Annotated in this window: 10 protein-coding genes; 1 reads left to right on the plus strand and 9 read right to left on the minus strand. The window is 69.3% G+C overall.

Annotated features, from left to right (window positions below; genetic code table 11):
• Nucleotide 1 precedes the first annotated feature (1 nt).
• From ABL840_RS30430 to ABL840_RS30465, 8 genes are all read right to left on the minus strand, one after another.
• On the minus strand, nucleotides 2–1,477 hold the full coding sequence (locus ABL840_RS30430; RefSeq protein WP_093301954.1) for an efflux transporter outer membrane subunit: 1,476 nt from the start codon (nucleotides 1,475–1,477) through the stop codon (nucleotides 2–4).
• A gap of 290 nt (nucleotides 1,478–1,767) precedes the next feature.
• Complete coding sequence (locus ABL840_RS30435; RefSeq protein WP_093197630.1) at nucleotides 1,768–2,778, minus strand: aldo/keto reductase; 1,011 nt, start codon at nucleotides 2,776–2,778, stop codon at nucleotides 1,768–1,770.
• 107 nt (nucleotides 2,779–2,885) lie between these two features.
• The gene (locus tag ABL840_RS30440; RefSeq protein ID WP_093301955.1) at nucleotides 2,886–4,448 is read right to left on the minus strand and encodes an alkaline phosphatase D family protein; all 1,563 of its coding nucleotides are present in this window, start codon (nucleotides 4,446–4,448) and stop codon (nucleotides 2,886–2,888) included.
• Nucleotides 4,445–5,206 carry a glycerophosphodiester phosphodiesterase family protein gene (locus ABL840_RS30445; RefSeq protein WP_093301958.1) on the minus strand — a complete coding sequence of 254 codons (762 nt, stop codon included), beginning with the start codon at nucleotides 5,204–5,206 and terminating at the stop codon, nucleotides 4,445–4,447. The genes ABL840_RS30440 and ABL840_RS30445 overlap by 4 nt, the downstream gene beginning before the upstream one ends.
• Before the next feature lie 20 nt (nucleotides 5,207–5,226).
• Nucleotides 5,227–6,147, minus strand: coding sequence for an ABC transporter permease subunit (locus ABL840_RS30450; RefSeq protein WP_093301959.1), 921 nt, complete (start codon nucleotides 6,145–6,147; stop codon nucleotides 5,227–5,229).
• Nucleotides 6,148–6,171: 24 nt separating this feature from the next.
• Entirely contained in the window at nucleotides 6,172–7,077 is a 906-nt protein-coding gene (locus ABL840_RS30455) for an ABC transporter permease subunit (RefSeq protein ID WP_093197641.1), read from the minus strand.
• A gap of 25 nt (nucleotides 7,078–7,102) precedes the next feature.
• Complete coding sequence (locus ABL840_RS30460; protein WP_093301962.1) at nucleotides 7,103–8,431, minus strand: extracellular solute-binding protein; 1,329 nt, start codon at nucleotides 8,429–8,431, stop codon at nucleotides 7,103–7,105.
• A gap of 50 nt (nucleotides 8,432–8,481) precedes the next feature.
• Complete coding sequence (locus ABL840_RS30465; protein ID WP_093301964.1) at nucleotides 8,482–9,840, minus strand: iron-containing alcohol dehydrogenase; 1,359 nt, start codon at nucleotides 9,838–9,840, stop codon at nucleotides 8,482–8,484.
• Between the two features lie 137 nt (nucleotides 9,841–9,977).
• Between ABL840_RS30465 and ABL840_RS30470 the strand changes: the two genes are divergently transcribed.
• Nucleotides 9,978–10,937, plus strand: a complete 960-nt coding sequence (locus tag ABL840_RS30470) for a sugar-binding transcriptional regulator (RefSeq protein ID WP_093197649.1) — start codon at nucleotides 9,978–9,980, stop codon at nucleotides 10,935–10,937.
• On the opposite strand, the gene ABL840_RS30475 is transcribed toward ABL840_RS30470, so the two are convergent.
• Complete coding sequence (locus tag ABL840_RS30475) at nucleotides 10,913–12,208, minus strand: plastocyanin/azurin family copper-binding protein (protein WP_093301967.1); 1,296 nt, start codon at nucleotides 12,206–12,208, stop codon at nucleotides 10,913–10,915. The two genes, ABL840_RS30470 and ABL840_RS30475, sit on opposite strands and share 25 nt — an antisense overlap.
• Nucleotides 12,209–12,317 lie beyond the last annotated feature (109 nt).

The raw sequence follows: 12,317 nt of genomic DNA on the forward strand, positions 1-12,317 counted from the left end.
ATCAATTCCCGGAAGTCGTCGTGGCGGCGTTCCAGCCGCCGCCCGTGGCCGCGATCAGCGAGACGCTGGCGGCCAGCTGGCGGCCGAGCACCTGCGCGGCCGTGCGCTGGTTGGTGAGCGAGAGCGTCTGCGCCGTCACCACGCTGAGGTACGTTGCGGTGCCGGCGCGGTATTGGCTCAGCGCCATGCGCTCGGCGAGCTGCGCGGCGCGCACCGCATCGGCTTGCAGCGCGGATTCGTTGTCGAGCACGCGCAGGGTGGCGAGGTTGTCTTCCACCTGCTGGAAGCCCGCGAGCACGGTCTGCTTGTATTGCGCGACGGAAGCGTCGTAGGCGGCCACGGCCTGGTCGGTGTGGGCCTTGCGCAGGCCGCCGTCGAACACGGTCTGCGCCAGCGCGGCGCCCAGCGACCACACGCGACTGGGCGTGTTGAACAGCGTGCCCAGGGTGGCTGCGCTGAAGCCGCCGCTGGCGCTGAGCACGATCTGCGGGTAGTAGGCGGCCTTGGCCACGCCGATGTTGGCGTTGGCCGCCTGCACGCGACGCTCGGCGCCGGCGATGTCGGGGCGGCGCTCCAGCAGCTCCGACGGCAGGCCTGCGGGCGTGACCGGCAACTGCAGGTGCAGCGCGGCGGCGGATGAAAGCGATTCGGCCGTGGGCGGCTGCGACGAAGTCTCGAGCGGCGGCAGCGAGAACGACGCGGGCGCCTGCCCGGTCAGCACCGCGATGGCGTGTTCGAGCTGGCTGCGCTGGGCGTCGAGATCGACGGCCTGGGCCTGCGCGGTCTTGAGCTGGCTCTCGGCCAGCGCCACGTCGGAGCGCAGCACGGTGCCGGCCGCGTACTGGTGCTGCGTGAGTTCTAGCGCCTTGGCGTAGGCGGCGGTGGTGCTTGCGTACAGGTCACGCTGCAGGTCGATCACGCGGATCTGCAGATAGTCCTGCGCCAGCGTGGTCTGAATGCTGAGCCGCGCGCCGGCGAGGTCGTCGGCGCTGGCCTGCTGGCTTGCGCTGCCGGCCTCGACCGAGCGGCGCACCGCGCCCCAGATGTCGGGCTCCCAGCTCGCGGCAAGGCCGAGGGTGTCGGTAGTGCCGAGCTTGACGGTGCCAGTGCTGTTGCTCTGGGCGCGCGTGGCGCCAGCGTTGAGGCCCACCGTGGGGAAGAAGCCTGCACGCGCGGCGGCAGTCAGGGCCTGCGCCTCGCGGTACTGCGCCTCGGCGACTCGGATGTTCTGGTTGGCCGCGTTGGCTTGAACAATCAGTGAGCTGAGCGTGCTGTCGCCGTAAGCCTCCCACCAGGGGTGGTCGGCGTCGATGGTCTGCGGTGCGGCGGTCTTCCAGGGGCCGCCGGTTTCCTTGAAGGCGGCGGGCACGTCCACCTGCGGGCGGACGTAGTCGGGGCCGACGGCGCAGCCCGCGAGTAGCGCGACGGCCAGCGCCAGGGCCGTGCGCGAAAGAAGAGATGCGTCTGGTAGGGCCATGATGAGGGCACTCTAGGCACCCCCATCAAACCCCTCGCTGTCGGTTAACTGACAGTTCTGACAGTTTCGGCTCTCCCCCAGGCTGCGCGCACTTCGTGTCGCTTCGCCCCCCCTTCCGGGGGAAACACCTGCGGCCCGGCGAAGCCGGTTCCACGGTGTTCCTGGTTTTCCTCCCCCCCGCTGGGGGAGGGTCGGGGTGGGGGCACGACGGCGCCAACTTGAGCACGGCGCTTGTTCGAAGGCCTGCCCCCATCCCGGCCTTCCCCCAGCGGGGGAAGGAGAAGAGCCGTTCAGCGCGGAGCGTCGCCCTTGCGGTACTCGGCGGTCAGCTCGTCCAGCTTCTGCTTGAGCGCCGGATCGAGCTTGTATTCGGCGGCCGCGATGGTCGCCTCGAGCTGGTCGGGGCGGCTGGCGCCGAGCAGCGGCGCGGTGATGAGCGGATTCGCCATTACCCAGGCCACCGCCAGCGTGGCCAGCGGCACGCCGGCCTCGTCCGCCAGCTTGTGCAGCTGCGTCACGGTGTTGAAGCTGCGCTCGTTCCAGTAGCGGTCCTGGTACATGCCGCCGGCGGTGCCGAGCGTGAAGCGGGTGTTTTCCTCGGGCTTGCCGCCGGGCTTGTACTTGCCGGTGAGCAGGCCGCCCGCGAGCGGGTTGTAGGGGATCACGCCCAGACCCTCTTCCGCAGCCAGCGGCAGCAGCTCGCGCTCGATCTCGCGAAACAGCAGGCTGTAGCGCGGCTGCACCGACACGTAGCGCGTGAGCCGCAACAGGTCGGCCTTGCCCAGCGCGCGGGCGAGGCGGTAGGCCAGGAAGTTCGACACGCCGATGTAGCGCGCGCGGCCCGACTTCACGATGGTGTCGAGCGCCTCCAGGCTTTCTTCCAGCGGCGTCTCGCGGTCGTCCATGTGCAGCTGGTACAGGTCGACGTGGTCGGTCTTCAGCCGCTTGAGCGAGGCGTCGATGGCGTCGAGCAGGTGCTTGCGCGAGGCGCCCTGGTCCCAGCTGTTGGGGCCGACCTTGTTGACCGCCTTGGTCGCCAGCACGAAGCGGCGGCGGCCCGAGGGGCCCTGCTTCTCGAGCCAGTTGCCGATGATTTCCTCGGTGCGGCCTGCCGTCTCGATGGTGCCGCCCAGCGGATACACGTCGGCGGTGTCGAGAAAGTTGATGCCGCCTTCGGCCGCCTTGTCGAGGATCTGGTGCGACACGGCCTCGTCGGTCTGCAGGCCGAAGGTCATGGTGCCGAGGGCGAGGCGGGAGACGGTGAGGCCGGTGCGGCCCAGGCGGGTGGTGGGAAGGCTCATGGTGTTCGGTTCTCGCTCGGGAGGGAAGGAGATGGGATGAGGGATGGGGTGGAGGGGGCGGCGGCCATCATAGGCACGACCGCGCGACCCTGCAGGCGAGCGAGGTTTCAGGTGCCTTCGGCGTGCACGCCGGGTGCGCCGCGCTCGACCGAGAAGCGGGCCATGGTGCCGACCGGCGAATCGGCCGTCCTCTCGTCTTCCACCGCACGGAACTCGACCGCGGCGCCGCGCGCATCGAGCGTCATCAGCGCGTAGCCGCGCTTGTCGGCCCGGCCGTAGCGCAGCTGCGGGTTCTTCGCGAGCATGTTCGCCACGCTGGCGGCGCTCGGCCCCTCGGAAGTGATGGCTCCGCCGACGAACTCGGTCGCGACCAGCGGTCCCTGTCGCGCATCGCCGCGCCGAAGGTCGGCCGCCCAGAAGGCGTGCACGTCGCCGCTGGCCACCAGCGCGTTGCCGCCGCGCGCCTTGTGCTCGGCCAGCGCGTCGAGCAGGCGCGCGCGAGCTGCGGCGTAACCGTCCCAGCCGTCCATCCAGTAGCCGTGCTCGGGGCCGCGCTTGCGGTCGGCCTCGGCGAGCAGCGTGGGCTGGGCGACGACGGTCCAGCGCGCGGGCGGCGCCGCGAGTTCGCGCGCCAGCCAGGCCTCCTGCTGCGCGCCGAAGAGGCTGCGCTCGGGCGCGAGCCGGTCGGCGCAGTCGGCCAGTGGCGAGGCGCTGCGCCCCGCGAGGCAGACATGGTGCGAGCGGTACTGGCGCCCGTCGGTCAGCAGCAGGTCGAGCATGCGGCCGAAGCGGTGGCGGCCGTAGATGAGGGCATCGGCGCCGCGCGGGCGCATGCTGGCGGGCACGGGCATGTGCTCGTACCAGGCCTGGTAGGCGGCCGCGCGGATCGCGAGGAACTGCGCGGGGTCTGCCGTGCGCGGCGACACGTCGTTCGTGTAGTCGTTGGCGACCTCGTGATCGTCCCAGGTCACGAGCCAGGGGAAGGCGGCGTGCGCGGCCTGCAGCTGCGCATCGGCCTTGTAGAGCGCGTAGCGGTCGCGGAACTCGGCAAGCTGCGTTGGAATGCCGCCCTCGTGGCGCCGCACCTGATGCGAGTTGCGGGAGCTTTCGTAGATGTAGTCGCCCAGGTGCACCACGAAGTCGAGAGGCTGCGCGGCCATGTCGCGGTAGGCGGCGTAGTGGCCCTGCTCGTAGTGCTGGCAGGAGGCGAAGGCGAAGCGCAGCGGCTTCGCGGACTCGTCGGTATCGGCCGGCGCGGTGCGCGTGCGGCCGGCGGGGCTGCGCGCGCCGCCGGCGGTGAACCGGTACCAGTACCAGCGGCCCGGGGAAAGGCCTGCCACCTCGACGTGCACCGAGTGGGCGAATTCGGCCGTGGCCGTGGCCGTGCCCTTCGCCATCACGCGCTTGAAGCCTTCGTCGTCGGCGACTTCCCAGCGCACCTCTACCGGCGCATCGCCCATGCCACCGCCCTGCAGTGGCTCGGGCGCCAGCCGCGTCCAGAGAACGAAGCCGTCGGCTCGCGGAACGCCCGATGCCACGCCGAGCGTGAACGGGTCGCGCGATGTCGTCGTCGCCGGCTGCGCTTGCAGGCGCAGGAAAGGGTGGCCCAGCGACGCGGCCGCCAGGCCGGTGCACAGCAAGCGCCTGCGCGAGACGGGAAAGCCGGTCATCCGCGTGCCGCCATGGCCAGGTCCGGCCTGTCGGTGGTGATCTGCCGGATGGGCATCGCGAGCCAGTGCGCGATCTCGTCGGGCTCGTTGATGACCCACGCGCCCAGGCGCTCGGTGCCCAGCGCCCCGAGGCACTGCGACCACGTGGCGGCCAGCAGCTTCTTCTCGACGGCGACGATGCACCCGGGCAGCGCCGCATAGCGCGCCAGCGCGCGGCCGATGCCGCCCAGCATCTCGGCCGAGCGATGGTCCAGCGAAGCCAGCACGCGCGCGCCCGGCCAGCACTCGCGCACCTGCGCCAGCACCTCGGGCACGAAGCAGGTCAGGATGCTGCGCTCCTGCACGCCGGCGTCGTGCAGCGCCCGCACGATGCGCGCGACCGCGCCGGCGGGCAGCTCGCCGGCCGCGTCGGTCTTGATCTCCACGTGCAGCTCCATGCGCGTCGGCGCGAACAGCCGCAGCACCTGGGTCAGCGAAGGCACGCATTCGCCCCTGTCCGCGCCGGGCCCGGCGGGATCGCCCTGCCCTTCGCGCAGCCGAGTGGCGAGCACCTCGGCGGCCATGCGCTCGCGCACCGGGCCGGAGCCTTCGGTAGTGCGGTCGAGCAGCGGGTCGTGGATGACCACGGCCGTGCCGTCACGCGTTTCCTGCACGTCGAATTCGACCGCGTCGGCGCCCGATGCGATCAGGCGGCGAAAGCCGCTCAGGCTGTTCTCCGGCCAGAGGTTGCGAGCGCCACGGTGTCCCACGATGATCATTGCGGCATTGTCCTTCCGTTCTATTTGCTGCTGTCGACCAGCCCCTTCACGAACGAGCGCTGCAGTGCGATCACCACCAGGATCGGCGGCAGCATGGTGAGCAGCGCCGCGCTCATGGCCACGTTCCAGGCCGGCTGCGAATCGGAACGCGGGATCAGGTGCTTCAGTCCGATCACGGCGGTGGCCATGTCCTTCTCGGTGGTGAAGAGCAGTGGCCACAGGTACTGGTTCCATCCGTAGAGGAACAAAATGATGCCCAGCGCGGCGATGTTCGAGCGCGACAGCGGCAGCAGGATGGTCCAGAAGAAGTGCATTGGCGAGGCGCCGTCGATCCGCGCGGCCTCGCACAGTTCGTCGGGCACCGTCAGGAAGAACTGGCGGAACAGGAAGGTGGCCGAGGCCGATGCGATGAGCGGCAGTATCAGCCCCGGGTAGGTGTCGACCATGTTCCACTGCAGCTGGATGTCGATGCTGTGCCCTGTCACCGCGTTCCAAGCGTCAGACAGGTGCAATGTCTCCACCAGCCATTGCACCGGCAGCGCCGCATTGGCCACCGACTCGTAGGTTGGCGAGATGCGCACCTCGATCGGCAGCATCAGCGACACGAAGATGAGCCAGAACGCCGTCATGCGGAATCGGAAGCGGAAGTACGTGATGGCGAAGGCCGACAGCAGCGACACCGCGATCTTGCCGAAGGTGATGCCCACCGCCACGATGAACGAGTTGAGGAACAGGCGGCCGAAGTTGGCCTGCGTCCACGCGGTGCGCAGGTTCTGCACGAACTGGTCGCCGGGCAGCCAGGGCAGCGGCACCTGCTGCACCTCGCCGATGGTGAGCGAGCCGGCCACGAAGGCCAGGTACAGGGGCACGCAGACGAAGGCCACGCCCACCAGCAGGATGGCGTGGCAGATGCCGTCGAGGATGGGGGCGCGTTCAACCATGTGCCGCGGCTTTCCGTTCGGGGTTCATATGTCGTAGCTCACGCGGCGCTCCACGTAGCGGAACTGCAGCAGCGTCATCAGCAGCGCGAAGATCATCAGGATGACCGACTGCGCCGCCGAGGAGCCGAGGTCGAGGTTGACGAAGCCGTCCGTGTAGACCTTGTAGACCAGCACGTTGGTGGCGCCCGCGGGACCGCCGCCGGTGACTGCGTCGACGATGGCGAAGATCTCGAAGAAGCCGTAGACGAAGTTCATCACGGCCAGGAAGAACATCGTGGGCATCAGCAGCGGCAGCCCGATGGTGAAGAAGCGCCGCAGCGGCCCCGCGCCGTCGACGGCCGCGGCCTCGAGCAGCGAGGACGGCACCGCGAGCAGCCCGGCCAGCAGGAAGATGTAGTCGTAGCAGACGTGCTTCCACGAGGCCGCGAGGATCACCAGGATCATCGCGTCGGAGCCCACGCGGTTCGGGTCCCATGCGAAGCCCAGCGCATGCAGCACGTGCGCGAGCGGCCCCACCGCCGGGTTGAACAGGAAGGCCCACAGGATGCCCGCGATGACCGGCGCGATGGCATACGGCAGCAGGATGATGGCCTTGTACACCCCGCGCCCGCGAATCACGCGGTCGCTGGCGAAGGCCAGCACCAGCGCCACGGCGATGGTCAGCAGGTTCTGCAGCACCGTGAACACCACGGTGACCTGCGCCGACTCGTGGTAGTTGGCGCTTCGCAGCAGCTGCACGAAGTTGTCGAAGCCGACGAAGTGCACCGTGTTGCCGAAGGGGTCGGACAGGAAGAAGGCCTGCCCCAGCGCGCGGAACGACGGAATGAAGAAGAAGAACAGCAGGATCGCGAGCTGCGGCAGGAGCAGCAGCACCGGCAGGCGCACGTCCTTGAAGTGCGCGCGTTTCAGTCCTGCTTCGGGTCCGGCCATGGAAGTGCCCCGCCTGCGTGCCTGCTCAGTAGCGGCCCTTGTTCAGTTTCTCGTACTGGCGCAGGATTTCGTTGCCGCGCTTCACGGCGTCGTCCATGCCCGCCTGCGGCGTCTTCTTGCCGGCCACCACGTTCTCGAACTCATCGCGCTGCGCCATCATGGTCTGCGTGAAGTTGCCGAAGTGAAAGCCCGTGGAGTTGGCCGTGGGCGTGCCGCGCGTGAGCTGCAGGATCGCGATCTCGCGCGTGGGGTGCTGCTTGTAGTAGTCCTGCGACTTCGCCAGCTGGTAGGCCTTGTTGCTCAGCGGCACGTAGCCTGTGGACTTGTGCCACCAGACCTGCGTCTCGGGCTTGGCAAGGTAGTCCAGGAAGGCGGCCACGGCGTCGTATTCCGCCGGCTTCTGCCCCTTCATGACCCACAGCGAAGCGCCGCCGATGGTGCTGTTCTTCGGCTGCTTGCCCTCCTCCCACGGCAGGTAGGTGGCGCTCCAGTCGATCTTGGCCTCGCGCTCGATGCCGCTGTGCGCCGCCGTGGAGGCGAAGAAGGTGGAGCACTTGCCAGAGGTGAAGAGCTGCTCGGGGCTCAGGCCCTGGCCGGCGATCTGCATCACACCGTCGTCGATCCACTTCTTGATGCGCCCGACCTGCGAGACGACCGAGGTCTTGTTGTAGACGAACTCGGTGTCCAGCCCCTGGTATCCGTTGGCCTTGGTTGCGTACGGCAGGTCGTTGATGGCGCTGTAGTTCTCCAGCAGGCTCCAGTGGTAGTCGCCCGCGAGCACCGAGCCGCAGGCGGAGATGCCCTTCTGCTTGATGGTGTAGAGCTGCTTCTCCAGTTCCTGCCAGGTCTCGGCCGGCCTGGCGAAGCCGGCCTTCTCGAAGTGCGTCTTGTTGTACCAGAGGATCGGCGACGAGGAGTTGAAGGGCATGGTCATGAGCTTGCCCTTGTAGCTGTAGAAGCCCGCCACGGGTTTCACGAAGTCGGCCCAGTCGACCTTGTAGCCGCGCTGGTCGAGCAGGTCCTGCACCGGCATGGTGGCGTCGGACAGCAGCATGGTCATGAAGCCGCGCTCGTAGATCTGCACCAGCTGGGGCGCGCGCTTGGCGCGGTAGGCGGCGATGGTGCCGTTGATGACCTCGTCGTAGTTGCCCTTGTTGACGGCCACCACCACGTACTTCTGCTGCGATGCGTTGAAGTTCTTCACGAGCTCGTCGACGCGCTCGCCGAGCGTGCCTCCCATGGCATGCCACCACTGGATCTGCACGGGTTCGGCGGCTGCGGGGGTGTTCACGCCGAGCCAGAGCATCGAGGACATGGCGAGCGTGGCGAGGGTGCTGCGTCGTTGGAAGTTCATCGCGGTCTCCTTGAAGTCGAGGGATCGGTCGGTGGTGCGGGTTTCGGGATTCAGGATTCGGCGGCCCAGAAGCCGCCGGGGGCAAAGAGGTCGGCGATCGCGCGGTCGAGCCAGCCGAGGTCGTCGAGCAGGTCGAGCACGGTGTAGCGGCGACGGATGAGGCGCGCGCGGCGATGGTCGGCGGCGAAGCTCGCGCCGACGATGCCGAGATCGCGCGGATGCGCCGCGCCGCCGACCGCGCGCAGGCGCTGCTGCATGTCGCGTGCGCCGACGAGCTGCCGTGCGAGCGATTCGCGCAGCGCGGGCCATACGCCGGCAAAGCGCGCGACGCGGGCGCGGCGGCCGCCGGCGGCGCGCTTGGCATTCATTTCCTCGCGGGCGGCGGCACGGAACTCCTCGCGTCCGAAGGCGGCGTCGATCTCGCGTGCGAGCGCAGCGTCGTCGTGGCCTTCCGGCACTTCGGCGACCGCGGCGGCCAGCGCGGCATCGCCCTGCTCGCGCAGCCATTTGTACATCGCGAGCATCGCCACGCAGCCCACGCCGACGCATGCGCCGTGCGCGGCAGGTTCGCCGTCGACGCGCAGGTCTTCCATTTCCCACAGGTGCGAGAACTGGTGGTCGCTGCCGCTCGCGGGCCGCGAATTGCCGTGTGCCTGCATCGCGAAGCCGCTGACCAGCAGGCCCGACAGCAGGTCGCCCAGGGCCTTGGGCTCCTGTATCGCAAGACGCTCGGGCGCTCCCAGCCATTCGTGCAGGTGGGCCTGCACCATGTCGAAGGGGCGCCGGTTCAGCGGCTCGACGCCGAGCGCATCGGCCAGCAGCCAGTCGGCGCCGGCCACAGTCTTGCCGGCGAGATCGCCGTAGCCCCACGCCGTCATGCGCGCGGGAGCTGTGCCGAGCACGTCCAGGTCGGCGAGCACGGCCACCGGAGGGGCGCAGGCCAGCGTGCGCTTGAAGCCTTCCTCGTCGAGCAGGGCCGCGCCCGATGCGGCGTAGCCGTCCATCGACGCGGCAGTGGCCATGCACACATAGGGTTTTCCGGCCATCGAGGCGGCGTGCTTGACCAGGTCGCTGATCACGCCCGAGCCCACAGCCAGCGGCGTGAGTTCATGCGCGGCGAGCTTGCGCGCGATGGCTTCCGAAGACGACACGCGCGGCTTGAGGCGCGGGCGCGCGGGCAGTACCAGCGGCGGCGCGAGCGCGATGCCGCGCGCCTCCAGCAGCGCCTGCGCGGCGGCGCCGGCGACGTCCCAGGTGGTTTCGTCGGCCACCAGCATCCAGCGAGCGCCGGGGGCAACGCGCCGCAGGAGGTCGGGCATCGCGCGTGCCGCGGCGCGCTCGACGACGACCTCCTTCGTGACGGCGGCATCGCGCAAGGCAGCTCTCAACGGGGATGTGGTTTCGCTCATGTCTCCGGGTAATTCAGGCGCCGACTGGTGGCGGATGAACAAGTGTATATTTTGAAATTCATTTGTTTCAAGCGGGTGACTTCCCCAATACCGGCATCGGCGCGGGCAGAATCCGGACACGACAACGGAGCATTCGGATGGCTGACGAAGATCAGGTGGTGGTGCGCGTGGCCTGGCTCTACTACATGGAGGGCCTCACGCAGGACGCCATCGCGACGAAGCTCGGGCTCACGCGGCTGCGCGTGAACCGGCTGCTGGGCGAGGCGCGCGAAAGCGGGCTGGTCAGCATCAAGATCAATTCGCGCCACGAAAGCTGCCTGCGGCTGGAGGAAGAGCTGCGCACGGTCTGCGGGCTGCGCGAGGCGGTCATCATTCCCACGCCGGGCAGCGCCGATCTCATTCCGGCGCTGCTCGGCCGCACCACCGGCGAATACCTCTCCAGGCACCTAGAGACGCATCGCGTGCGCGGCATCGGCGTGGGCTGGGGCGCGACCCTGCGCGAGACGATCCGCCACGTCACGCCGGGCGAGTGGCCGAACCTGCACGTCAACTCGATGATGGGCGGCTTGACGCGCGGCCTCGAGATCAACACCTTCGAGACGGCCAGCGCGCTGGCCAGCCGGCTGGGCGCGCAGTGCAGCTACCTGGCCGCGCCGCTGTACGCGGGCAGCGCGAAGTCACGCGACACCATCGTGTCGCAGGACGTGTTCAAGGATGCCTTCGGCCAGATCGCGGCCAATGACGTGGCGCTGCTGAGCGTGGGCGACCTGAGCACCCGCTCGCTGCTGGTGCGCTACGGACTGCCCAAGGACGTGCCGGTGGCCGAACTGCGGCAGGCCAAGGCGGTAGGCGACATCGTCGGCCAGTTCCTCGACCGCCACGGCAAGCCGGTGAAGCACGCGCTGAACCAGCGTGTGGTGGCGCCCTCGACACAGGAGCTCGCGAAGATCCCGACGGTGATCGTGGCTTCGGGCGGCGAGAACAAGGCGCCGATCATCGCGGCGGTGCTGTGGGCGAAGCTGGTGTCGGTGCTGATCTGCGACGAGCAGGCGGCACGCGCCGCGCTGAAGCTCTACGAGGCGCTCGGCGAGCGCTGAGCGGGCGTTGTCGGCGCCGCCGCGCGCGCCGGCGCCACCACCGTCACGCGCGCCGTCATGTACGGATGCACGGAGCACGCGTACTCGTACACGCCCGGCTTGTCGAAGCTGCGGGCGAAGCTCTTGCCCGGCAGCAGCAGGTCGATGCCTGCGGAGCCGTCCTTGAAGACCAGTCCGTGCGGCGCGCCGTCGTCGTTCTGCCAGCTCACGCGCTCGCCTGCCTTCACGATGATCTGCGCGGGCTCGAAGGCGAAGTTGCGGATGGTCACGTGCGTCGATGCGCCGGCATGCGCGCCTTCGGACAAGGCCACGCGCTGCACGGCGATCTTGCGCGGCGCGTTGCCGACCGCCACCGTGTGCATCGCACCGCCACCCAGGTCGACCACGCTCACGTCGTTGGAGCCCTCGTTGCTGACCCACAGTTTCTTGCCGTCGGCCGACAGGTCGAGCCAGTGCGGCTGCTTGCCCACGCCGATGCTGCGCACCGCAGCGCGTGTGACCGGGTCGAACAGCATGACCTCGCCCGGCCCCTGCACCACCACCGCGCCGTTCGCCATGCCCGCGAAGTGCTGCGCGATGTGCGGCGACACGCCGGTAGGAACCGGCGCGCCCCACTGGTTGGTGGCCGGATCGAGCACCTGCACCGCCGGCACGCCGGCCAGCGTGAGGTAGAGCGCCTTGCCGTCGTGGCCGAATTCCAGGTCGCGCGGCGGCTTGTCGAGCGGGATCTGGGTGACCACGGCGCGCGTCGCCATGTCGATGACCACCAGCGCGAAGTGCCCCGGCTCCTGCGAAGCGACGTACGCCTGCCGGCCGTCGGGCCGGATGGCGATGGTGTGCGGCTTGGGCACCGGCACGGTGGCGCTCACGCCGTGGGCCGAGGTGTCGACGAAGGCCACGCGGTCGTCGCCGTTGACGGCCACCAGAAGCCACTTGCCATCCGCCGTCATGGCCAGGCCCTGCGGGCCCTTGCCGACGTCGACGGAGCGCGTGACGCGGTCGCTCGCGGCGTCGATCTCGCTCACGGCGGCGGCGCTGGAGCCGCTCACGAACACGGTGCGGCCGTCGGGCGTGAGGACGATGCCGTCGGGCCCCGCCGCCACTGGCAGCGTGGCCACGACGCGCTCGGAAGCTGTGTCGATCACGCTGACCGTGCTGTCCTTGAAGTTGCCGACATAGGCCTTGGGGCCCGCGGCGAGCGCGGCGCCGGCCGAGGCCGCCAGCGCCGCGAGAACGGCGAGGATGCGTGCGAAGCGGGGCATGGCGATCATGGTGAAAACCTCCTGTGGAAGAAGCGAAAGAAGCAGAATCCGTGGAGGGCATGACGCATGGCGTGCCCTGCTTATTCCAGCGGTGCCGCCAAAAAGCGAAAAAGACTGG

The organism is Variovorax sp. NFACC27, from assembly GCF_048301545.1.
Classification (GTDB): domain Bacteria; phylum Pseudomonadota; class Gammaproteobacteria; order Burkholderiales; family Burkholderiaceae_C; genus Variovorax; species Variovorax gossypii.